We start from the raw sequence: 23,192 nt of genomic DNA, 5'->3' as shown, positions 1-23,192 counted from the left end.
CGCTCCCACATTTTCGCCCTGTGTTGGGCTTGCGATTACGGGCTGTCCTTGAGGGTCTTGAACGCCTCGATGCGTTTGATCAGGCGCGCGTTCTTCGCCGAATCGGCATTACCAAACAGGAAGGAGAAGTCCGACGTCAGTTGGGAGGCGCCGGCAATCGCCGCGTACTGGTGGCAGTCGTTGCAGTTCTTGTTTTGCACGTAGGTTTCGAGGGTGGTGTTGGCGACGACGACACTCTGGTCGCTGACAAACGGTCCATAGGACAGCGGCACCTTCACGTTGGGCCCAGGGCCCGGATCGTTGGGCGCGTTAGGCGTTTTGGACCACAGCACATTCACCAGTTTGTAGTACTGGAACACCGATTGGCCCTGGGTCTTCTGGGCGAAGGTCTGCTGCACAGCGGTGTTCAGCATCTGCAGGTCCTGGGGCGTGGCATTGACCCGCGTGGCCTGCACCGGCTGATCAAGGGGCGTGCAGTCGGGCGGCGTGTGGGTGGCATCGCATTGCACCCGTGCGACGTTGGGCGTGCAGGCATCACCGGTGCAGGTCGGGTTGTTGAAACTGTAGCCCTCGGGCGCAGCCGTGCCGTTGTCCGGCACGTTGTCGACCTGCTCGAAGGTGGTCCAGATGAAGTTCGGCTGAGTCTGGGTCTTGTTGATGATGTGCAAGCCCACCAGCCCCACCACTTCCTGGGTGCACTGCAGCGTGTCGGGGCGCTGCAGCCAGGCGACGGTGGTCAGGTAACGCCCATACAGCTGGGGTTTGTTGGTGAGTACGCGCCAGGCTGCCTTGAGTTCCAGGGCGCCGAGTTCTTCCTGGGGCAGTGCTTTGGCCGGCAGCTCGCGCACCAGTTTGCCGGCGGGCAATGACAGGCCGGCGGGGTGCCGGTTGTCGCTGTTCTGCGCCACGATCAGTTGGTTGGCGGCGTCGTACAGCCCGTTATCGACGATGTAATCGAACTCGGCCTTGCCGACCTTGCGCTCGAAAAACACCAGGTTGCCCGACTGGTCCGTAAGCCAGCCACCGGAAGCCTCCATGATTGAGTCCGGCAAGGTCACCTGGGTGCCGCTGGACAAATGGAAACGGTGCTTGCGGTTGATCGCGCTTTCAGACGTGGCCGCCATGAATTTACGCGCGCCCGTGGCAAACGCCTTGAGGTTGCCGGTGGCGGTGCAATTGGACGGCACCAGGGTTTCCACGCCCCAACCCGAGGGTTTGGGGGCGCCGGGCAGGAAGATCTCGCTGGCATCCTTATAGCTGGCCCACACCGGGGCATTGCCCATCGGCTGGCCGGACGTTGGCGGTACGCCGAACTGGGCCGCGGTGCTTTGCGTGTCCGGCTCACCGGCCAGGCTCGGGTCGGCTGGCCAGCCGGGATTGACCGGCCAGTTCATGGCGATGAACAACTGCCAGCCGAAACAATTGAGAAAGTCCTGCTCGGTGCCAAAGTTGTTCACCGGCAGGAAGCCGCCGCTGGTGGGATCGAACACCAGTTGACTGACGCAGCTCTGGGTGTCCGAGGCTGCAATGGCCGGTGCGGGGGCGAGGGGGAGAAGGGCGCAGGGTATCCAGCACAACACACTCAAGCGTGCCCGACGCAGCGGGCGAAGCCATCTGTTCATGGTCGCATTCCTTGCTCAAGACTCAAGAAGCGGCCGCCCACGCCAGGCAGGGGCGGCCGGCAGGCACTCAGACGCCAGGCACCAGCGCCAGGCCGCTTTCCCACGGGTGCTGGGTGGCGCTGGGGTTGGCGGCTTCGCTGGGGTTAAGCGCGCGCACGCTGACCAGCCCCGGCACCGCGTTGCTGCTGACGGTGACGGTCATGATGTAGCCCTGGGTGCCGCCGCTGTCGGTCTGCCCTGGAATCGCCGAGGCATCCGGCAGGAATTCCGTGACCTGGGCAGTGATCCCTGGATTGGAAAACTGCACCCGCGCATCCGCCGCAGTGGTATTCGGATCGGCCCCTTGCACCACCAGCACGAACTGGCCTGAGCTGCCGGGGGCAAAGCTGGCCGGCAAGTCGCTGGGGGACTGTCCGTAGAACAGGTCAATCGGCAGCAACTGCACCGGCCAGGGTTGCGCATCGGTGGTGTTCGCCGCTACGCAATCGCATTCCTCGGGCGTGGCGGTGAGCGGTGCCGGGGTGACGCTGAGGGCCACACTCAGCTCGTTGGCGATCACCCACACGTAATCAATCGGCGTGCCGTTGATGGTGATTTCGTTGATCGAGAATCCCGCGCTTTGGGGCACCTCGAAGACGGCTTGCAGGATCTGGTCGGACTTGTTCGGCCCGGTGCCGGCAGTGCCTCGGGTGACATGCCAGTAGCTGCTGACATCCTGGCCTTGAGGGCCTTTCCAGGTGCTGAAGGATTTCGGTTGTTGCAGGTACAGGCCGATGGGGTTGGTCAGTGAAATCAGGGCTTTGACGGCTTCCTGGTTAGCGGAGAAACCGATATGCGGATCGGAGTTGCGGTAGTTCTGCCCGTATTGGGCGCAGCAGATCAGGCTCTGTTGGTTGGCGCTGCTCTTGATCGGCCGCAGGATGGTGGCCGCGGCCGCGAGGTAGATCTCGGCACTCAAGGTATTGGGGCCGGAGGTCAGGTGCATCGCGCCGCCCGACACGCCCGGTATACGCACAGTGCCGCTGTTCCATTTGTTCACGGTGTCGTAGGCGGGCTGGCCGGTGGTCGGGTCAAGCACCGGCTCGCCGGCCTTGCCGGTCGGGCCGTTGGCGGTGTAGCGCAGGTACAGGTCTTCGATCTTCACTTGCGGGTCGACGTACGCTTTGTACAGCCCGAGCACGGCCTGCGGGTCGATGTTCCACATGGTCAGGAAATAGGCCGGGTTCTCGCTGGTGAACATGATGCTGCGCATGTTGCCGTCGGGGTCGCGGGTGATCGACCACTCGCAATATTCATCCAGCCAGCCCCGTGGGCCCGAGGGTGAAAAGTCAGCGTAGGGGCCGTTCCAGTTGATGGACTTGCACAGCACGCTGGGGATCTGCAGCTGGGTCGCTTTCGGGTCCGGGTACAGCGAATACAGGGTGTTGTTGAGCGTGATCTGACCGTGGTCGGTCAGCTGCATCACCTGGTCAAGGGTCATGGCCTTGCCGCCCAATTGTGGGACCACGGCGGCGCCGTCGTTGTAGAAAAACGTCCACAGCCGGTTGGGGAAGGGCTGCCAGGTGATGGTCACTGGCGTCTGCGTGCCGTAGCCGCTGTCCAGCGGGTTGTAATAGCCCGAACGCGGTGCGTCATTGAGGTTGGACCAGGGGTTGCCGATCACCGACATCTGGGTCCAGCCGGTGACGTTGTTGTTCCAGTCGGTTTCGAAGGTCGGCAGCTGGTTTTCCAGGCCCAGCTTGTTGTAGTCCTTGGGGGCTTGCTCGGCAGGCGAGGTGAATTGGGTGAAGGGCGTGCTCATGTTGGTTCTCCAGCATTGGTGTTGGTGGAGCAGCAACCGGCGTCCGGAGCGGGGCCGGCGGAGGTTTGGCGTGGGTTGTCCCACACCAGTTGGGCGATAAAGCCAGGCAGGGGCGCGTATGCATCGGGCGTCAACACCTGGCCAGTATCGGGATGGGGCACGATCAGCGATAACTGCGCCGCATCGGTCGGTTTGAGGTTCAGCGCCTGGGCGTTGCGCGCGGCATTCAGTGCGCGGGAGACGCCTTGGGTGATGCAGCGGCCCTTGTCATCCACCAGGCCCATGCCGATGCGGCTGAAGCGTCCGACGTAATGCGGGTTGTTGGCATTCGCGTGTTGCGCCGTGGCACCGGGCTGATTGAGGAAGACGTCGATCAGATAGGTGTCGTGGGTGCAGCGCACGTGGTCGAACACCACCCAGGGGCCGGTGGCTACGGACTGTTTCTGATGGCAGCACGCAGCCTTGGCCGCGCCGAACTGTGGAGCCACTGGGGTGCCGTAGTCGTAGCCGATGTGCCGGCTGTCCTGGGCCATGTCGCCGAGGCTGGTGTAGCGCCAGGCATCGGCGCTGGTGAAGGTCACCTCATCGGCCTGGTGCCCGGCGAAGGGTTGCAGCAGGCATTGGGTGGTGTACTGCGCCGCCGGATTGGCGCGGATCCAGACTTCCAACATGCGGTCGATATTGGCGTGATAGGAGCAGAACACCGGGTCGAACGCGGTGTAGGCGTTGTCGGCCATGTCACCGCCGATCCAGCCGTGATAGTTGTCGTGGGGCTGCTCGTAGAGCCCGTCGAAATTCAGTGTGCGGTTGGGGTACAGGTTGTTCGGTTGCGGCGGGTCGAAAAAGGTGATGTTGGCCCAGGGATAACCCGGTACTCCCTGGGGCTGGCTGAACGTGGTGAACGCGAGCGCATCGACCACCTGCTGCTGGAAGATCCGGCTCATGCCATACAACTGGGTCCGCTCGAAACGAAAGGCCTCGCCTTGGGTATAGAACAGCGGGTTGCGCTGCACATACCGGCAGTCGACGCCTTCGACCGGCGTGCTGGCGCAGACCTTGGAGCAGCCGTCCTTGGCCGCCGCATAACGCAACGGGTTGCGTCGTACTTCGCCGGTCTGCGGGTGCACATAGGTTTCATCGAGAAACGCTTGGGGCAGGCCGGCCTGAGGGCTGCCGTCAACGCTGGCATCTACGGCCATCCAGTCCCAGTAAGGAATCGCGCAGTCGATCAACGCTTCCAGGTACAGCAGATAGGCGCGATGCCACAGGGCGAAGGCTTCCTGGTAATGCAGGCACCAGTTGGTATGGATATAGGCGTAACGCTGCCAGGGCGAGCCGCTGTCAGGGTCGCCGATGTGCATCACGTCATCCAGTTTGGCACGGTAAAGGTTCAGCGCCTCGGCGCTCAGCGAACGGATGTCCTGGCGCACGCGTTTGACCGGGTACGGCAGCGCCGGTGGCGGGATGCGCTCGGCCAGGTCGAATGGCGAGATGCTGTCCAGCCGCCAACCCTGGTTGACCCACAGGCGGAAGGTTTCCAGCGCGTCGATCGGCCAGAATTGTTGCGGGTCGGTGGTCAGCGGCATATTGCGCGAAGCGAGGTGCTGGTAGATGGTTTCCGACCAGGTCTTGACCGACGCCGGGTCTTCCAGGAACACATCGTAGGCATTCATGCAGCCTATCCAAGTGGCCGCGACGGCGGCGCGCTGGTTGGCGGGTATCCAGTAGGGCGCGCTGAAAAGTCCTTGGATATCAGCGGTCCATGTCGGTTTCGCGACTATCATAAGATCCCTCTCATGCCGCCATGAGGCCAGGTGTTGGCCGGGCTGCTAAGCTGAATCGATGTTAACTAGCCACTGCGCAGGATTTGTGCAAATTGGCCCGTCATTGCGACGGATTCATTGCAATTTTCAAGGACGATTTGGAACCGATGACAGACGCCATGGATTTGAAGATTCTGGGCAAGTTGCAAAAGGATTGCGACCAGAGCCTGGAATTGTTGAGCGACAGTGTGGGGCTGTCATCCACCAGTTGTTACCGGCGGATCCGCCGCATGGAAAGCGTGGGGATTATCAAGGCGAAAGTGGCGGTACTGGATGAGCGCAAGCTGGGGATCCAGGTGACCGCTTTTTTTCTGATCAAGCTGGATCGGGACAGCAATGATATTGATCGCAGGATGCAGCACATACTCTTGAGTCATCCGGAGATTCAGGATTGTTATTTGATGACCGGGGAGTTTGATTTTGTGATGGTGGCGAAGTTTCGGGATGCTGCGGAGTACACCGAGTATATCTATCGGTTTTTGGAGACTTATCGGGATATTCCGATTCGGACTTATTCCTCGACGTTGGTGGTGCGGACGGTTAAGAAGTCTTATGAATTGCCGTTGCAGGGGGTTGGGTTTTGTTCTGGGGGGTGAGTACATATCCGTTGTTTAGGTAACGGCGGGTATGGGGTCCGCCCTTACGGCGGCTCACCCGGCGTCCTGCCGGGGCGCCCCAGATCAAAAGCAAAAGCGCGGCGGCTTTAGTGCCTCGGTTCAGGTCTGGCGTACTCGTAAAAATGTGGGCGCTGGCTTGCCTGTGATGGCATCACCTGGGTGTGCCCGATGTACCGATTCGCCTGCATCGTCGGCAAGCCAGCGCCTACACGTAACTGCCTTTGATCCAACCACCAAGAATTGCCCCCCACCCAATCCAAAATGAAGCTTTCATGACAAAAGTTCGGTAGCCCATGGCCACTCCCGTCTCCTCTGTGTAACGCGCTTGAGCCCACCAGAAAGGTGGGCTTTTCAGCCGCAAGCAGGATGCCAGGAGTGGGGCAATGGGAACTATGGAACGTTACTCGAAAGTCGGCATGCAGGAGCTCGATCAGCGCCTGTCAAAGATCGTCGAAGCCGCGCGCAAGAAGCCGGTGTCGGTCTATCGCTATGGCGCCCCCTGGGTCTGGATCGTCTCCCAGGACGATTGGCAGGGCACCCGCAAGGAAGTCTCCAGCTACATCCCGGCCAGCCATTCCCTGGTGTTGCTGCGCCCACAGATCGATGAAGTGCTCGACCAGCACCGTGACTGGCTCAACGCCGAACCCGCGATGTCGATCGCCCCACAGACCATCCTGCAGATCCTCCTGCTGCAACTGTTGTACTCGGTGCCCAGCGAGCAGCAATTGCATGAACAGCTGAACTACAACCTGCTGTTCCGCTGGTTCGTCGGCCTGGACCTCAACCAGAAGGTCTGGAGCATTCATGCCCTGACCCGCGACATCGCCACGCTGCTGAACAACCCGCGTGCGGTGCAACTTATCCAGAAAATCATCGGTGACGTGTTTTGTGGCGCCTTGCTGCACATGCCGGAGTTCTCGTTGAACTTCGCCCTGCTGCACACCTGGCTGGCACGCCACGGCAGCACCTCGATCACCAGCAATTGAGCAGGCCGCACGCCGGACATCCGGCGATGGCGCAAAAAATCAGACAGTCAGGGGGCGGTGTGGAGCATCTGTTCAAATTAACGTTGGCGCTGTGTTGCGTGACGCTGGGGAGCCTGGCGCAACCGGTGTCGGCCGAGGAAGACGAGGGCGTGCGCAAGGTCGACGTCAACGAGTACTTCGTGCGTGGCAATACGGTCCTGGATGCGGCGACGATCGAGGAAGCGGTGTATCCGTTCCTGGGGCCGCAGAAGACCTTGGGCGATATCGAAGGCGCCCGCGATGCGTTGCAGAAGATCTACCAGTCGCGTGGCTACCAGTCGGTGTTTGTCGAGTTGCCGGAGCAGAAGGTCGATGACGGTATTGTCTACCTGCAGGTGAGCGAGACTAAAGTCGGCCGGGTGCGCGTGGTGGGTGCCAAGCATTATTCGCCGGTGGAAATCCGCGAGCAAGTGCCGGCTCTGGAGGAGGGCGCGGTGCCGGACTTCGCCACGGTACAGACACAGTTGGCGGGCCTCAATCGTGGCGCTGGGCGCCAGGTCACGCCGCTGGTACGCGAGGGGCAACGCCCCGGCACCATGGACGTGGATTTGCAGGTGGAAGACCAGAACCCCTGGCACGCCAGCCTCGGCCTCAACAACGACTACAGCGCCGACACCGAGAAGCTGCGCTCGGTAGCGACCCTTGGGTATGACAACCTCTGGCAATTGGGCCACAGCATTGCCTTGACCTACTTCACCGCGCCCCAGGACACCGAAAATGCCAAGGTGTGGTCGGGCTCCTACAGCGCACCGCTCAACGAGCGCTGGACCTTGCAGTTCTCCGGTTACCAGTCCGATAGCAACATTGCCACCATCGGTGGCAGCAACGTGCTGGGCAAAGGGCATTCATACGGTGTGTCAGCCATCTACAACCTGCCTGCGGCGGGTAACTGGGCCAACTCATTCTCGTTAGGCGTGGACTTCAAAGACTTCGACGAACAGATGAAATTCGGCGCCAGCAGCGACCAGGTGCCGCTCAAATACGCGCCGTTCACCTTGGGCTACAACGGCTTTCGCTACACCGAGCAATCGCAATTGGGCTTGGGCCTGAACCTGGTGGTGGGCACCCGCGCGTTCTTTGGCTATGGCAGCGATGCCGAAGCGTTCGAGTACAAGCGCTACAAGGCCAGTGCCAGTTTTGCCGTGCTCAAAGGTGACCTGAATTACACCTACACCTTCGCCAACGATTGGCAGTCGGCGACCAAGGGCGGCTTCCAACTCGCCTCCGGCCCGCTGGTCTCCAACGAGCAGTACTCCGCCGGTGGCGCCACCTCGGTGCGCGGTTACCTGGCGGCCGAACGCACCGGGGACGAAGGGTATTTGCTCTCCCAGGAGTTACGCACGCCGTCCCTGGCCAAGTTCCTCGGCAGCTATGTGCAGGAGTGGCGCTTCTACGCGTTCGCTGAAGGTGCGCGCATGCGCCTGCACGACCCGCTGCCCGAGCAAGAAGACGAATACAGCCTGGCCAGTGTCGGCCTGGGCACCCGCGCCAGTTTGAGCAAATGGTTGTCCGGCAGCCTGGATTGGGGCTACCCGCTGCTCGATGGACCGAACACCCAGAAACAGGACTCGCGACTGCACTTCAGTGTGCAGGCGACTTTCTGACTTTTTCTTCCGGAGACTTCACCCATGCAACGCCTATTCCTGAGCCTGTTGATCTGCCTGGGCTTCACGCTCCCGGCCACCGCCCACGCCTGGTGGCAGGACGACTGGCACTACCGCAAGCAGATCTCGGTAGACACCACCGCCCAAGGCGCCGCGATCAACCAGGCCCTGGGCCGCACCGCGCTGTTGGTGCGCCTGCACACTGGCAACTTTACCTTTGATGGGGTCAAGGATGACGGTGCCGACCTGCGTTTCGTGAGTGCCGATGACAAGACGGTGTTCAATCATCAGATTGAGAGCTTCGATCCGTTGATGGGCATGGCGCTGATCTGGGTCGATGTGCCCAAGGTCGAAGGCGGCCAGCGCCAGGACTTGTGGATGTACTACGGCAACCAGAAGGCACCGGCCACCGCCAACGGCCAACTGACCTTCGACCCGAACTACACCGCGCTCTACCATTTCGACGGGGCCAACGGTACACCGGCCCGGGACACCACGGCCTACGCCAACACCGCGCTGAACGCCACCGGTGTGAGCATCGACGGAGTGATCGGCCGCGCCTTGCAGTTCAACGGCCAAGCGTTGATGTTGCCGGCCAGCCCTTCGCTGCAACACGCCGCAGGTGGCGCGTTCACCTTCAGCGCCTGGTTGCGCCTGGACCAGGCCAGCGGCGAGCAAGTCGTTCTGGCTCGACGTGATGGCCCTCACAGCCTGTTGCTGGGGCTGAACCAGGGCATGCCGTTCGTGGACATCGACGGCCAGCGCGCCGTGTCGACTCAACCGCTGAACCCCGGCCAATGGCAGCACCTGGCGTTCACCGCCGAGGGTGACAAGGTCTCGCTGTATGTGAATGGCCGCGAAACCGCCACCCTGGCCGTCGCTTTGCCGGCGTTCAACACCCCACTGGCCATCGGTGCCGATCTGCCCGAAGCCGGCAACACGCGGCCGCCATTCGCCGGGGCCATCGATGAGCTGCGCCTGTCCAAAGTGGCGCGTCCGGCGGCACTGTTGCTGGCCGATGCCAGCGCCCAGGGCGCCGAGTCAAAACTGGTGGCCTACGGTGTGGATGAAGAACAGTCCGGCTTCGGTTTCGGCAGCCTGGGCTTCCTGCTCAACGCCGTTCCGGTGGATGCCTGGGTGATCATCCTGGTGCTGGTGGCGATGATGTTCCAGTCATGGGTCATCATGTTGCGCAAGAACCGCCAAGTCAGCCGTGTGAGCAGCGCCAACGAGGTCTTCCGCGAGCACTTCGCGCAGATCGGCACGCGCCTGGAGATGTACGCCGACGATGCCCCGTTGGGCGAACGCCTGGCTCATTCTTCGCTGTGGCGCCTGTACCTGGTGGCGGTGAAGGAGATCCGCACCCGCCGCGCTCAGGGCGCCGACACCTCGTCGGTCTCCGCCGCCACCATCGAAGCCATCCGCTGCTCCATGGACGGCGTGCGCACCCGCGAAAACCAGGTGCTCAGTTCCAAGCTCTCGACCTTGTCTAACGCCATTGCCGGCGGCCCGTACATCGGCCTGCTGGGTACCGTGCTGGGGATCATGGTGGTGTTCCTCGGCACGGCCATGGCCGGTGACGTGAACATCAACGCCATCGCCCCCGGTATGGCGGCGGCGCTGCTGGCCACGGCCATGGGCCTGTTCGTCGCGATCCCGGCGTTGTTTGGCTACAACCGCCTGATCACGCGCAACAAGGAAGTCAGCGCGGACATGCGCGTGTTTGTCGACGAGTTCATCACCCGCCTGGCGGAGATGCACGGCGAGAGCCAGCACAGCGAAGCGGCGCACCGTCGTGACCACCATGCGCCGGTTCTGGCCTGAGGAGAATCGCCATGGCTTCCGTAAATGCCTCCCACGACGATGACGATGACGCCGCCGTCGACAGCATCAACATCACGCCCCTGGTGGACGTGCTGATGGTGGTGCTGGTGATGTTTATCCTCACCGCCACCGCCCAGGTGTCGGGCATCCAGATTCACCTGCCCAAGGCCAGCGCCTCGGTGTCGTTGTCGGAGGCCAAGACCAAGGCCATCTCCGTGAATGACGGTGGCCAGGTGTTTCTCGACGCTTACCCGGTGACGCTCGGCGAGCTGGAAGAACGCCTGCGCATCGAGAAAGCGCTGAACCCGGATTTTCCGGTCATCGTACGTGGCGATGCGATGGTGCAGTACCAGAAGGTGATCGAAGTGCTCGACCTGCTGCGCCGACTTGAGCTGTCTCAGGTCGGGTTGGTCACCGGCAAGCCGAGCCAGGGCTGAACCATGACTGCACAGATCCCGATCGCGCCCTTGTCCGTAAAAAAGAAGCCGCCGTTGCGCCCGTTAAAGTGGGGTGCCGGCCTATTGCTGGGCGCCGTGGCGGCCTGGTGCTTGTGGCAGTGGGCCAATGACATGAGTGGCGTGCGCCGCGAAGCGCCGAAGGTGCCGACGATCATCCCGTTGCCGCCACCACCGCCACCGCCGCCGGAGAAACCCAAGGAGCCTGAGCCCCAGGTCGAAGAAAAAATCCCGGAGCCGGTGCCAAGCCCCGAGCCCGAGGAGGTCAAGCCAGCCGAGGAAGCGCCGCCTTCGCCTAACGAGGATCTGGCCAACCCGATGCAGATCGACGGCGACGCCCAGTCGGGCAATGACGGTTTCAACATCGGCGCCGGCAAGGGCGGTGGCCTGGCCGGCAGTGGCGGCGGCGGCTTGGGGACGGGCACCTATAAGCAGTACCTGGCCGGCACGTATCAACGGCTGATGCGCGAAGACCCTGAGCTGCGCAAGAAGGCCTTCTCGATACAGATAGACCTGTGGTTGGGCGCCGACGGCCAAGTCACCAAGGCACTGGTGGCCAAGTCCAGCGGGGATGCCGAGACCGACGCGCAGATGCTCGCCTTGATCCAGGCACCGCGTGCCACCCAGAAGCCGCCGGCGTCGTTGACGCTGCCCATGCGCCTGTCCCTCAAGGGCCGGCGTCCGGATTGAACAAACCCTTTTACAACGGTTTTTTACAGGAGTTGCGTACACATGATTTCCCCCGTGAATCGACTGACCCTGGCGGTCGGCATGGTCATCGCGACCCTGGTCGGCCAGGCGGCTGCCGCCCCGGTCGCGCCCTCGGAAAACGTCACCATCAACCTGATCCGCCTGTTGGTGCAGCAAGGCGTGCTGACCCAGGACACGGCCAATGGGCTGATCGCCCAGGCCGAAAAAGAGGCACAGCAGGCACGCCAGGCCAATGCCGCACCGGTGGTTGCTGCAGGCCCGACTGCCGCACCCGGCGATGTGCGTGTGCAGTACGTGCCGCAGGCGGTGAAGGATCAGATTCGTGACCAGGTCAAGGCCGAGGTCATGGCCACCGCCAAGCAGGAAAACTGGGCACAGCCCAATACCTTCCCGGACTGGGTCTCGCGCATCAGCTTTGACGGTGATATCCGCCTGCGGGACGAGTCGCGTTACTTCTCGGGCAATAACAGCAACGAGATTGTCGACTACGCCAAACTCAATGAGAGCGGCCCGTACGACACCAACAAGGACACCAACACCAAGCTGCCACCGCTGCTCAACACCACCAAGGACCGCGAGAACCTGTTCCGCCTGCGTGCGCGCCTGGGCATGAAAGCGGTGCTGTCGCCGGACTGGACCGCCGGCATCCGTGTCGGCACCGGCTCCGACAACAACCCAGTGTCCACCACCCAGACCCTGGGCGGCGGCTTTGGCAAGAAAGACATCTGGCTCGATCAGGGATACCTGAGCTGGAAGGCCACCCCGGACGTGACCCTCACCGCCGGGCGTTTCGCCAACCCGTTCTATTCCACCGACATGATGTATTCGGGTGACTTGAACTTCGACGGTATCGCTGCCAACTTCAACCATGCGCTGAACAGCCAGTGGGGCCTGTTCGGCACCTTGGGTGCGTTCCCGGTGGAGTACACCTCCGACTCGGCCAGCAGTAACGGGTTCGACAAGGAAGACAGCGAGACCAAGTGGCTGTTTGGTGGTCAGATCGGCGCCAACTGGAAGATCAACCGCGAAAACAGCCTCAAGGGCGCGGTGGCCTACTACCACTTTGATGATATCGAAGGTGAACGCTCCGGCGCTTGCCGCCCCTGGTCCGGCCAGCCGGCCTGTGACAGCGACGGCTCGCGCCTGGCCTTCATGCAGAAGGGCAACAGCGTGTTCCTGCTGCGCGACATCGCCCCCAACCCGGCCACCCCTGGCCTGACCCCGCAACCGCAGTTCGTGGGCCTGGCGTCCAAGTTCGACGTGCTCGACCTGAACCTGGCCTGGGATGCCGAACTGCCCAGCGATTTCAAGCTACGCACCCAAGGCAACTTCATTCACAACCTGGCCTACGACAAGGGCGAAATGCTCAAGCGCAGCGAAGGCGAGATCGTCAACAACATCAACAGCAAGGGCCAGTTTGAAAGTGGCGGCAATGCGCTGATGGTCTCCTTCACCCTCGGCAGTGCGCTGGAAATGCGCAAGCGCGGTGATTGGAACGTGTTGGCCGGCTACAAGTACATTCAGCCTGACGCCCTGCCTGACGGCTTCAACGATTCGTCGTTCCACCTGGGCGGCACCAACGCCAAGGGGTACTTCATTGGCGCCAACTACGGCATCGAAAAGAACATCTACGCCAGTGCGCGTTGGTTGAGCGCCTCGCAAGTGTATGGCGCGCCGTTCGAAGTCGATGTGATGCAACTGGAACTCAACACGCGCTTTTGATGCGCAGGGAGATGCCACATGAACACGCGAATCTGCGGGCTGTTGCTGCTGCTGGTCACCACTGGCGCGTCGGCTGAAGGCATGGAGGAGCGCCTGCGTACGCAACTGCGCAGCACCACCCAGCAATTGCAGGCCCTGCAAAGCGAACAGGCCCAGGCCAGCGCCGCGCGGATTGCGGCTGAAAACCAGGCCAAGCAGGCCCAGGCACACATCAAGCAGTTGACGGCTGAGTTGGACAAGGCCCGTGGCGTGGCCGAGCAAATGGCCGGTCAGCAACACAGCCTGCACAGCCAGGCACAGGCCCAGGTGGCGGCCAGTCATGAGCAGATCGGCAAGTTCAAGAAGGCCTATGACGAACTGCTGGTGCTGGCCAAGGGCAAAGAGGCTGAGCGAGCGCGCTTGCAGGCACAACTGAGCGAGCGTGACACACAAGTGCAGCAATGTTCAGTCAAGAATCAACAGATGTACGGCGTGGCTCAGCAGTTGCTCGCGGCCTACGAAAAAATCGATGTGGCCGAGGTGATGAGTATTCGCCAGCCCTTCGCCAGCAGCGCGCGGGTCAAGTTCGAGGAACTCGCCCAGGGCTTTGGCGACGATTTGTACAAGAGCCGTTTCGATGCGCCCCAGGCAACCGCCAATCATTGATAGACAGGGAAGAGATCACCATGAGCGAATTGATCACCAGCGTCACCCCCCAGAGCCTCACCGAGTTGCTGCAGGAGGCCGGCTACCGGGTCAACCAGACCGAACAAAACGGCATCGTGCAATTGCTCAGCGCCAGCCAGGGCATCGGCTTTGCCGTGCGCTTCGGTAACCCGGCGGCAGAGCAGGGTGCGTATGTGGATTTCACCTACAGCTGCGCGCTGCGGATCCAGGGCGAATTGCCCGAAGGTTTGGCCCAAGTGTGGAACGCATCGCGACGCTTTGCGCGGTTGTCGGTGCAAGGCGAGTTTTTGTTGATGGAAATGGACGTGGTGGTGGCGGGTGTCGGCGCCACGCACCTGCGCAGTCATTTGGAATTGTGGGACCGCCTGTTGCAGGAGTTCATCGTCTACCTGCGTGAATACAGCCAGCAGGCGGCGCAGTTGCAGGCTGAAGCCGAGGCACCGGTATTGTGAAGAAGCCAACCCTGATGGTCGGCGCGGGTGCGTTGGCCTTGCTGGTGGTGGCGGTGGGCTTGAGCCTGCGGCCGGGCAGCGACCCGGTGGCGGCGCAGCAACCGGCACCGGTGCTCAACCCTGTATCGGCCGGACCGGCGGTGGCCCGCCTGGGCAATCAGCAGATCGACCTGACGGAACTGAAAACCGTGCTGGCCAGCCTGCCTGCCGAGTCCCGCGAGCAATTGCGCGGCAACCGCAGCGCGTTGGAGACCTGGATCCGTTCACGCCTGGCGCAAAAGGCCGTGCTCGAACAGGCGGACGCCCAGGGCTGGCGTCAGCGCCCGGACGTGGAACAGCAGACCCGCGCCGCCGCCGAGCAAATCGTGTTTCGCGACTACATGCTGTCGGTCAGCCAGGTGCCGGCCGATTACCCCAGCGCCGCGGAGTTGCAGTTGGCCTACGACAGTGGCAAGGCGCAATGGGTGACGCCGCCGTTGTACCAGGTGAGCCAGATTTTCCTGGCGACCCATGACCCGCAAACCGTCGACAGCGTGCGTCGCCAAGCGCAGGAACTGAGCCGTCGTGCCCAGGCTGCGCCGGCTGATTTCGCCGCCCTGGCCACGCAGTTTTCCCAGGACACCGACTCTGCCGCGCGCGGTGGCGACTCGGGCATGCAGCCCTTGCAACAGCTGGTGCCGGAGGTTCGCAGTGCGGTGTCGCGCCTTAAGGTCGGCGCGGTGTCGGACGTGGTGCAGAGCGCGGCGGGGTTTCATGTGCTCAAGCTCACCGGCCAGCAACCGGCGCGTACTGCGACCCTCGACGAACTGCGCGAACGTCTTACGCAGGCTCTGCGTGCCCAGCGTCAGGAACAGATCGCCAAGGCCTACCTCGAAGGCATGCTCAACACCGCAACCCTGAGTATCGACGGCGCCGAACTGAACAAGGTGCTGGAGTAGCCCGCGTCAACCCGCATTGGATGCACAGACCGACAAGACAGGGAGTCTCCCATGGCATTTCTAGAACCGTCCGCCCCGCAGGTGCCGTCCTCTTATCGCGCCCCGGCGGAGGGGCGCAGTCGCTGGCTAGCCCTGGCCCATGAGATCGACCCGGAGGTGGCGCGCTACTTTCTGGTGAGCGCGCGCTGCGGCTGTTTCATGCAGGCGGCGCGCAGTCTGAATATCAAGGCGACGCTGTTGCGCAAGCGCCTGGCGCAGCTTGAAGAGCACGTGCGCCATTCGCTGTTCAGCTACCAGGGCAATGGCTTGGTACTCAGTCGCGACGGCCAGCAATTGCACGCCCAATTGATTGCCCTGGCCCATGAACGGCGTTTGCCGGTCACGGAGCAGCCGCTGATTCGGCTGGCGGTGGCCGAACCGATCCTGCACGACATCCTTGGGCGCGACCTGATCGCCTTGCTGCGTCGCAATGCCAGCGTGCGCCTGGAGATCATCTCCATCGACAGCCAGTTGTCGCTGCAAGCGGTGGATGTTGACGTGGTGCTGTGGCTGTCGGACGCCGATGGCCCCGTGCCTGGCCCGAGCTTTGCCACCGAGCCGCCACAGGCCCTGGCGCGCTTGCACTACGTGCCGCATATCGCCAAGCGATATTCACGGTTGACGACGCGGCCAGACAGCCTGGAAGACCTCGACGACTACATGCTGGTGCAATGGCAGCCCGATGCGCAGGTGGGCGCCTTGCGGGCTTGGAACCATGTGGTGGAACAGCGCCTGGCAGCGGTGGTGCAGGTGCATGCGTATTCGCTGATGCTGGAGATGATCCGCTGTGGCGCGTGCATTGGGTTGCTGCCGCATTACATGAGCAGTTTTGACCGGGGCTTGGTGGCGTTGCCGGGGTTGTTGACCGAGAGCATGCAGCGGCAGGTGTGGCTGGCGGTGAATGCGCAGGTGGCGGATAGGGAGGCAGTGCGGATGATTGTGGCGTTGATTGTGGGGACGTTTGAGGGGCGGCGGGAGTGGTTTGACTGACGGTTTAGATTGCATGTCAAACCCGGTTGAAAAGGTGGAGCTGGCTTGCCAGCTCCCACGGAAAAGCCTACTGGCAGGCCTGAATTCAGCGCTGTAGGACGCCGCGAAAGGTCGTGCTCAGGGCTCGCAAGGTTTCCCTGGAGCGCACGTCACTGATACGGCTGTAAAGCACCACTTCACTGACTGGCAAGGGCGGCAAGCCGTATTGCTCGCTCACCTCCACCGCACCCGTCGGCGCCACGCGATGGGCGAGGGCCGCCACGCCGAGCCCGGCGCTGACGGCGGCGCCCACGGCCATGACGCCACCGCCAACGAACACTTCGGTCCAGTCGATGCGTGCCTCATCCAGTGCGCGTGTCGCCAGGTGGCGAACGCCGCAGGGCGCGGCCATGGTGGCCATGCGCAGGGGCGTGCCGGGACTGTGTTGCCAGGTCGGGGCGGCGAACCAGCCAAAGCGTTCCACCGCTAACACTTCGCCGTCTTGGCGGTCGCCCTCGTTGCGCACGATGACCGCGTCCAGCTCATTGCGATCAAAGGCGGCGACCAGATCGCGGGAGGAGGCGATGCGCACTTCGAGGATCACCAAGGGATCATAGGCGGCCAGGCGGCTGAGCCAAGTCGGCAGGTCGGGGCCGGCCACGTGGTCGCTGATGCCGATCACCAGGCGCCGCAGCAAGGGGTTGCCCATATCGGCCAAGGCGCGTTCATGGGCATTGAGCAGGGCGCGGGCGGCGACGATGAACTGTTCGCCGCGGGGCGACAGCCGCACATGCCGAGGCGTGCGTTCGAGCAGGCGATAGCCGAGGCGTTCTTCCAGGCGTTTGAGCTTGAGGCTGATCGCCGCCTGGGAGGTGTCGAGGGCTTCGGCAGCGCGAGTGAAACTGGCGAAATCGGCTACCAGCACAAAGGCCTGGACGGTGTCGATATCCAGCGGTTTTAGCGCGTCAGTCATATTGACTCCTTATCGCACTTATATTGGCTGATATCTTGTTGAAATGATCGTCGCTGCGCAAGCTGATCCCTCATCTTGCACAGGAGTTTTCGCATGTTTGCCAAACAATATTCACACCGCTTGCCTGCTGACTACGACATGGGCGTGATTCGCCGCCGCGCCGCGCAACTGGGGCCGTTGTGGGATCACGCCGAGGGGTTGCTGTTCAAGGCATTTATCGCCCAGGAGCACGGCGGCAATGTGTATTCGTCGGTGTACCTGTGGGCAGACCCGTTGCAGGCCGCTGACTTTTTACTCGGCGAGCGTTTTCAGAAGGTGCTCGATAGCTTTGGTCGGCCGCACATTGAGAGTTGGTTACCGCTGGATGTGCAACGTGGCCCGGCGCAGGGTGCGTTGAGCTTGTATCGCGAGGAGTGGCCGCTGGCGCCGGGAGCGGACAGGGCGGCGGTGCTGGCCGAGGAGAAGCAGCGCAATCGGCAGCTGGCTGACAACAGCGACACCTTTGCGGTGTTCCTGGCGCTGGATGTGCAAGCGTGGCGTTTGGTGCGTATTACGTTGTCGGCCAAGGCATTGGATACGGAGCACCCAGGTAGGGGTTACCAGGTGCTCTATCTGGCACAGGGCGTTGCGTCCCTGCGCTAACTGCTCCAATCTTGCTGGCCTCATCCCTATCCTTCAGGAAACCTGTGATGCAGGCCACTCGTTTGACACTTATTTGTCATGCCGTGACGCCACAGCAAAAAAAGGGCAGCTTCCCCGATAACGAGTCCGTTGCGATGGACTGGCAACATGCGGGCCTGTCCCTTGCCGGCCGCTATAAGAAAAGCCTGCGCCTGGTCTGCGGCCCAGAGGCGCGTACCCGCCAGACAGCAGGCTTGTTCGGTCGCAATCCCCAGGTGGATAACGCCTTGCGTGATGGCGACTTGGGTCGTTGGAAAGGTAAGGACATCGATGATATCGACCGTGAGGAGCTGATGGATTGGCAGGGCAACAGCGCCAGCACATCCCATGGTGGCGAATCGGTGGACCAGGTGTGCACACGGGTAGGGCAATGGATGAAGTCCCTGGAAACCCAACCCGGCCATATCGTCGCTGTCACCCACCCCTTTGTGATCCGTGCCGCAATGTTCTACGCCCTGGGGTTTCCCATTTCGATGTTCTACCTGATCGATGTCGAACCGCTGTCTGCCACTGAACTGCGCTTCAACGACGTGTGGCGCCTGCGCCTGGAAACTCACGCCTAGCCGCCTGAACATGGCAAAATCCACGCCCCGCAATGAGAGCAACCCATGAAACGCATCCTGATCATCGGCATTGGCGCCGGCAACCCTGACTACATCACGATGCAGGCCGTGAAGGCGCTCAATCGCACCGACGTGTTTTTCCTGATGGACAAGGGCCAGAGCAAAGACAAGTTGATCGACCTGCGTCGCGAAATCTGCGAGACCTATATCACCGAGCCTGGCTACCGTTTCGTCGAGGCCGATTGCCCCGAGCGTGTGCGCGGCGATATCGACTACACCACCGCCGTGCAGGACCTCAACCGCGACAAGCAGCAGACGTTCGAACGCATGATCAACGAAGAAATGGCTGACGGTGAAGTGGGCGCTTTCCTCGCGTGGGGCGACCCTGCGTTGTATGACAGCACCATCCGCATTCTGCAGGCGATTCTCGCCAGCGGCCGCAGTGAGTTCGAGTTCGAAGTGATCCCTGGCATCACCAGCGTGCAAGCCCTGGCAGCCCAGCACAAAGTGCCGTTGAACCGAATTGGCAAGTCCGTTGAGATCACCACCGGGCGCCGTTTGGCGGCGGGGCAGGCGAGTGATGCCGACACGCTGGTCGTGATGCTCGACGCCGAAGACTCCTACCGCACCCTGGCGGATCAGGACCTGGATATCTATTGGGGGGCCTACCTGGGCACGCCGGATGAGATCCTGATCAGCGGCAAAGTCAGTGAGGTAGCGCAAGAAATCGAACGGGTGCGCAAGGCGGCGCGCCTGCAAAATGGCTGGATCATGGACACCTATCTGTTACGCAAACCCTGAGGTAACGTCCCATGCTCAAACGCTTCGCCCTGGCGCTGACGCTGGTAGTCGGCACCGCCCATGCCGACGATGTATTGCACACCGACTTGCCTTTGTCGTACCTGGAACAGGCCCAGGGCGATGCGCGTAACCAGCCTCTGGTGATTTTCCTGCATGGATTTGGCAGTAACGAGGAGGACCTGTTCGGCATCAAGGACGCGCTGCCGTCCACCTGGACCTACTTGTCGGCCCGTGCGCCGATGCCAGTGGACCCGCACGGTTATCGCTGGTTTACCAAGACACCCGGCGACGGTGATTACGATGGCGAAACCGCTGACCTGCAGCGCAGCGCCAAGCTGATCGAAGACTTTGTCGGCAAAGCCACCGCCAAGTACCACACGCAACCGGATCGGGTGTTCCTGGTGGGCTTCAGCCAGGGTGCGATCATGTCCTACGAGGTGGGCCTGCGCCGGCCGGAACTGCTGCGCGGCATTGCGGCGTTGAGTGGCAGCGTGTTGCCGGTGCTCAAGGCTGAGCTGCAGCCGAACGCGTCACTGGGCAAACTGGCGATCTTTATCGGCCATGGCACGTTGGACCAGGCTTTGCCGTATGTGTCAGCGACACGGGCGAATGAGGTGCTGACCGGGTTGGGATTGAAGCCGGAGTTCCATGGGTACCCCGGCATGCCGCATACCATCAGCGAGGCGGAAGTGCAGGACCTGAAAGCCTGGTTGGAAAAAAGCCTGCACTGACCGTCGAAAGGTTATTTGCCGCCGGTAATCTGTTTGACCAACGCCGCATGCCCCTTGGCGTCATCCGCCCGTGAAATAGCCTGGATCACCAGCAGGTGGTTGCCCGAACCACCCAGGAACGTGGAGTTCAGCGTCTTGCCGCCGCCCTGGGTGGCGGTGCTGTCTACCTGGCGCAGGCCCAGGCCTTTGAACGTCAGTTTCTTCTCGCTCTGTTTCTTGAAGTCAGGCAGCGCAGCGCTCTGGTCCTTGACGAACCCGGCCACAGCGCCATCCAGGAATGGCGCGTCGTTGTCGCCGATGGTTACCCCATCGTTACGCACGGTTTCGGCGACGATCACCACACTTTTCGTGGTCTGGTTCGCATACATCGTGCCCTGGGTGTCGGCGGTGCCATCCTCGGCCTTGCCGGCCGGCAGGGTGTCGGCGACGTAGGCCTTGGGCAGTTTGAAGGTGAACTTGCCACCCAAGGTGGAAATGGTTTGCGGGGTCGGCTTGGAAGCGGCGAATACGCTGCCGGCGGTCAGCGCGAGGGCCAGCAGGACGGCGGTCTTGGTGAAAGTGGCCATGAAGCGCTCCGGGGATGAACGAAATTGCGCCGTATTCTGTCAGAAATTTCGCAAAATCGTTCATCCATAGCCTCACACCTTGTCGGACTCTTCCTCAAGTCGGTCCATCTCAAACAATCGCGCCAGTTCTGTCCGGGCTTCCTGGGCGGTTTGCATGACTTTGGCGGCGTCGTCGTACACCGCGTGTTGCGCGGCCAGCACTTGCAGGTCGTGGTTCTTGAAGCGGGTGATGCGCGCATCGGCCTGGGCCTGGCTCAATCCGAGGCCGACCAGGGTGCGACGGCTCATTTCCAGGCTGGAGTAGAAGGTCTCGCGAATCGGCGATGCGTCCAAGTCCACCAGGCGGTGCACGTGCTGGCGGTTACGCGCGCGGGCGATGATTTTCATGTGCGGGTAGAGATTGCGCACCAGCTCGGCGGTCTTGATGTTGATCTCCGGGTCGTCCATGGCGATCACGAAGAATTCCGCCTGGTCGACCTTGGCGGCGTGCAGGATCTCTGGGCGCTGCGGGTCGCCATAAAATACCGGCATGCCGCCGAAACTGCGGGTCAGTTCGATGGTTTCCACCGACGTGTCCAGGGCAATGAACGAGATGTTCTGAGCTCGCAGGATCCGCGCCACGATCTGGCCCATACGGCCCATGCCGGCGATGACCACACGGGGCGCGTCGCTTTCGATGGTGCGGTACGCCTCGGGGATTTCCACTGGTTTGACCTTGGGCTTGAACAGCTTCGGGCACACCAACAGCAGCAACGGCGTCACCGCCATGGACAGGGTGATGGTCAGCACCAGGATGTCGTAAAGGTGCGGTTCGAACAGGCCCTGGTCGCGGCCTATCTTGAACACCACGAAGGCGAACTCACCGCCCGCTGCGAGCACCACGCCCAGGCGCAGGGCGCTCTCGCGATTGAGATCACCCACCATGCGGCCCACGGCATACAGCAGCGGCAGTTTCAAACCGATCAGCAGCAGCGTCAGGCCGATCACCACCAGCGGTGAGCTGAGCAGCAGGCTGAGGTTGGCGCCCATGCCCACGCTGATGAAGAACAGACCCAGCAGCAGGCCCTTGAACGGTTCGATCTGGGATTCCAGTTCGTGGCGGTATTCCGAGTCCGCCAGCAGCAGGCCGGCGAGGAATGCGCCGAGGGCCATGGACACGCCCACCAGTTCCATCAACCAGGCGGTGCCGATTACCACCAACAGTGCGGTGGCGGTGGACACTTCGCGCAGGCCGGTCTTGGCGACGACGCGAAACACTGGCCGCAACAGGTAGCGTCCGCCGATGATCACCACCGCAATGCTGCCGAGAATCTGCAACACATGCTGCAGGCCCTGGGCTTCGGTGGTCGGGTGATCGCTGCCGGCCAGCAACGGCACCATGGCGATCAGCGGGATCGCGGCGATGTCCTGGAACAGCAGAATCGCAAAGGCCAGGCGGCCATGCGGCTGGTTCAGCTCCTTGCGCTCGGCCAGGCTTTGCAGGCCAAACGCGGTGGATGACAAGGCCAGGCCCAGACCGAGCACGATCGCACTGTTCCACGACTGGCCGAACAGCCACAACGCCACCGCGCCCATCACCAGACCCGTGAGCAGCACCTGCGCCAGACCTACGCCGAACACGGCCTTGCGCATCACCCATAAACGCTTGGGCGACAATTCCAGGCCGATGATGAACAGCAGCAAGACCACGCCCAGCTCGGAGAACTGCGCGACGCTTTGCGGGTTGCCGATCAGGCCCAGCACCGACGGGCCGATGATCACGCCGGCGAACAGATAGCCCAGCACCGCGCCCAATTGCAGGCGTTTGGCCAGGGGCACGGTCAACACGGCGGCGAGCAGGAACACCACGGCTGCTTGTAACAGGTTGCCTTCATGGGGCATTAGGAACTCCAGGATCTTCAAAGCCAATCAACAGACGGGTATTAGAGCGCCTTTTACATTTCGATAATTGTGTTTTTGCCGCGTATGCGTGTGATGGAGCAACGTTTTTACAAGGGACTGAGCGCACGGGGGTCGTTGCTGAAGGATGTACAAACAATTTTCCGACCCCTGCGAGTGGAAGCCAGGCCACTTCATCTTCTAGTTTTAGGCTCTTGAGTTTATATTCCCTGGGTGGAATATTTTCATGGGTTGAAACATTGAGTACACGGATGAATTCGGCACCGGTGGTATGAGGAGCACGTCCCTGTGGCTGAAAAGCTGTATGACGTGCATTTGGAAGCATTGCGTAAAGAGGGCCGTACCCATGGCGAAGCAATTCGCTGAACTTCAAGCTCGCATGACGCCGCAGGCGCGTGCTGAAGCGCAGCAGCTGGTCCAGCAACATCTGCAGGAAATGCCTCTGCATGAACTGCGCAAAGCTCAGCAGTTGAGCCAGCAAAGCCTGGCCAAGGCATTGAATATCAACCAGGCCGCCGTCTCCAAGATGGAGCGGCGCACCGACATGTACATCAGCACGTTGCGCGACTATATCCGTGCGATGGGCGGCGAGCTGGAAATCATTGCGACGTTTCCCGATGGTCAGGTCAAGATCGACAATTTTGCCTGCTGAACGCGGTCGCGAACGCCTGGCCTCAAGGCAATGCTGCTCGCCGGCCAGGGCGTCGGGG

22 protein-coding genes are annotated in these 23,192 nt (G+C 62.0%); 16 read left to right on the top strand and 6 right to left on the bottom strand.

Annotated features, from left to right (window positions below; all coding sequences use genetic code 11):
* Nucleotides 1–35: 35 nt before the first annotated feature.
* The 3 genes from AB4O08_RS01855 to AB4O08_RS01845 form a co-directional block, all read right to left on the bottom strand.
* Nucleotides 36–1,622 carry a hypothetical protein gene (locus AB4O08_RS01855; RefSeq protein ID WP_044286997.1) on the bottom strand — a complete coding sequence of 529 codons (1,587 nt, stop codon included), beginning with the start codon at nt 1,620–1,622 and terminating at the stop codon, nt 36–38.
* 67 nt (nt 1,623–1,689) lie between these two features.
* The gene (locus AB4O08_RS01850; RefSeq protein WP_010211143.1) at nt 1,690–3,423 is read right to left on the bottom strand and encodes a hypothetical protein; all 1,734 of its coding nucleotides are present in this window, start codon (nt 3,421–3,423) and stop codon (nt 1,690–1,692) included.
* Nucleotides 3,420–5,207, bottom strand: coding sequence for a tyrosinase family protein (locus tag AB4O08_RS01845; protein ID WP_460114664.1), 1,788 nt, complete (start codon nt 5,205–5,207; stop codon nt 3,420–3,422). Before AB4O08_RS01845 ends, AB4O08_RS01850 begins: the two co-directional genes overlap by 4 nt.
* A 158-nt stretch (nt 5,208–5,365) precedes the next feature.
* Between AB4O08_RS01845 and AB4O08_RS01840 the strand changes: the two genes are divergently transcribed.
* From AB4O08_RS01840 to AB4O08_RS01790, 11 genes are all read left to right on the top strand, one after another.
* Nucleotides 5,366–5,842, top strand: a complete 477-nt coding sequence (locus AB4O08_RS01840; protein WP_029529171.1) for an Lrp/AsnC family transcriptional regulator — start codon at nt 5,366–5,368, stop codon at nt 5,840–5,842.
* A gap of 413 nt (nt 5,843–6,255) precedes the next feature.
* Nucleotides 6,256–6,849: a transposase gene (locus AB4O08_RS01835; RefSeq protein WP_021493306.1), complete on the top strand. Its 594-nt coding sequence runs from the start codon at nt 6,256–6,258 to the stop codon at nt 6,847–6,849.
* A 59-nt stretch (nt 6,850–6,908) separates the two neighbouring features.
* Nucleotides 6,909–8,492 carry a ShlB/FhaC/HecB family hemolysin secretion/activation protein gene (locus AB4O08_RS01830; protein ID WP_044288116.1) on the top strand — a complete coding sequence of 528 codons (1,584 nt, stop codon included), beginning with the start codon at nt 6,909–6,911 and terminating at the stop codon, nt 8,490–8,492.
* Nucleotides 8,493–8,516: 24 nt separating this feature from the next.
* Nucleotides 8,517–10,316: a DUF2341 domain-containing protein gene (locus AB4O08_RS01825; protein WP_010211137.1), complete on the top strand. Its 1,800-nt coding sequence runs from the start codon at nt 8,517–8,519 to the stop codon at nt 10,314–10,316.
* 11 nt (nt 10,317–10,327) lie between these two features.
* A complete protein-coding gene (locus AB4O08_RS01820; protein ID WP_010211136.1) occupies nt 10,328–10,753 on the top strand; it encodes an ExbD/TolR family protein in 426 nt (141 codons plus the stop codon).
* Nucleotides 10,754–10,756: 3 nt separating this feature from the next.
* Nucleotides 10,757–11,461: an energy transducer TonB family protein gene (locus AB4O08_RS01815; protein WP_010211135.1), complete on the top strand. Its 705-nt coding sequence runs from the start codon at nt 10,757–10,759 to the stop codon at nt 11,459–11,461.
* Nucleotides 11,462–11,503: 42 nt separating this feature from the next.
* Nucleotides 11,504–13,204 carry a putative porin gene (locus AB4O08_RS01810; protein ID WP_010211134.1) on the top strand — a complete coding sequence of 567 codons (1,701 nt, stop codon included), beginning with the start codon at nt 11,504–11,506 and terminating at the stop codon, nt 13,202–13,204.
* Nucleotides 13,205–13,222: 18 nt separating this feature from the next.
* Nucleotides 13,223–13,849, top strand: a complete 627-nt coding sequence (locus AB4O08_RS01805; protein WP_069672678.1) for a DNA repair protein — start codon at nt 13,223–13,225, stop codon at nt 13,847–13,849.
* A 20-nt stretch (nt 13,850–13,869) separates the two neighbouring features.
* Complete coding sequence (locus AB4O08_RS01800) at nt 13,870–14,322, top strand: YbjN domain-containing protein (RefSeq protein ID WP_010211132.1); 453 nt, start codon at nt 13,870–13,872, stop codon at nt 14,320–14,322.
* Nucleotides 14,319–15,260 (top strand): peptidylprolyl isomerase, encoded by a 942-nt coding sequence (locus tag AB4O08_RS01795; protein ID WP_021493301.1) that lies wholly within the window; start codon nt 14,319–14,321, stop codon nt 15,258–15,260. The genes AB4O08_RS01800 and AB4O08_RS01795 overlap by 4 nt, the downstream gene beginning before the upstream one ends.
* Before the next feature lie 51 nt (nt 15,261–15,311).
* Nucleotides 15,312–16,289 (top strand): LysR family transcriptional regulator, encoded by a 978-nt coding sequence (locus AB4O08_RS01790; RefSeq protein ID WP_010211130.1) that lies wholly within the window; start codon nt 15,312–15,314, stop codon nt 16,287–16,289.
* An 85-nt stretch (nt 16,290–16,374) separates the two neighbouring features.
* Here AB4O08_RS01790 and AB4O08_RS01785 read toward each other — a convergent pair whose 3' ends face one another.
* Nucleotides 16,375–17,241 (bottom strand): LysR family transcriptional regulator, encoded by an 867-nt coding sequence (locus tag AB4O08_RS01785; protein ID WP_021493300.1) that lies wholly within the window; start codon nt 17,239–17,241, stop codon nt 16,375–16,377.
* A gap of 93 nt (nt 17,242–17,334) precedes the next feature.
* Between AB4O08_RS01785 and AB4O08_RS01780 the strand changes: the two genes are divergently transcribed.
* Genes AB4O08_RS01780 through AB4O08_RS01765 form a run of 4 tightly spaced genes read left to right on the top strand, consistent with a single transcriptional unit; the run spans nt 17,335 to nt 20,017 of the window.
* The gene (locus AB4O08_RS01780; protein WP_021493299.1) at nt 17,335–17,883 is read left to right on the top strand and encodes a DUF4865 family protein; all 549 of its coding nucleotides are present in this window, start codon (nt 17,335–17,337) and stop codon (nt 17,881–17,883) included.
* 47 nt (nt 17,884–17,930) lie between these two features.
* A complete protein-coding gene (locus AB4O08_RS01775) occupies nt 17,931–18,485 on the top strand; it encodes a histidine phosphatase family protein (protein ID WP_029529167.1) in 555 nt (184 codons plus the stop codon).
* 45 nt (nt 18,486–18,530) lie between these two features.
* Complete coding sequence (gene cobF / locus AB4O08_RS01770) at nt 18,531–19,286, top strand: precorrin-6A synthase (deacetylating) (RefSeq protein ID WP_010211126.1); 756 nt, start codon at nt 18,531–18,533, stop codon at nt 19,284–19,286.
* A gap of 11 nt (nt 19,287–19,297) precedes the next feature.
* Nucleotides 19,298–20,017 carry an alpha/beta hydrolase gene (locus AB4O08_RS01765; protein WP_010211124.1) on the top strand — a complete coding sequence of 240 codons (720 nt, stop codon included), beginning with the start codon at nt 19,298–19,300 and terminating at the stop codon, nt 20,015–20,017.
* An 11-nt stretch (nt 20,018–20,028) separates the two neighbouring features.
* Here the strand turns inward: AB4O08_RS01765 and AB4O08_RS01760 are convergent, their stop codons facing one another.
* On the bottom strand, nt 20,029–20,583 hold the full coding sequence (locus AB4O08_RS01760) for a DcrB/PsbP domain-containing protein (protein ID WP_106119664.1): 555 nt from the start codon (nt 20,581–20,583) through the stop codon (nt 20,029–20,031).
* 72 nt (nt 20,584–20,655) lie between these two features.
* Nucleotides 20,656–22,464, bottom strand: a complete 1,809-nt coding sequence (locus AB4O08_RS01755; RefSeq protein ID WP_010211122.1) for a monovalent cation:proton antiporter-2 (CPA2) family protein — start codon at nt 22,462–22,464, stop codon at nt 20,656–20,658.
* Between the two features lie 364 nt (nt 22,465–22,828).
* Here AB4O08_RS01755 and AB4O08_RS01750 point away from each other — a divergent pair, with 364 nt between their 5' ends.
* The gene (locus AB4O08_RS01750) at nt 22,829–23,134 is read left to right on the top strand and encodes an XRE family transcriptional regulator (protein ID WP_010211121.1); all 306 of its coding nucleotides are present in this window, start codon (nt 22,829–22,831) and stop codon (nt 23,132–23,134) included.
* Nucleotides 23,135–23,192 lie beyond the last annotated feature (58 nt).

It is taken from the genome of Pseudomonas sp. H3_E07, assembly GCF_054668895.1.
The sequence above is the reverse complement of the archived record's forward strand: the minus strand, read 5'-3'. Positions and strand labels throughout refer to the sequence as shown.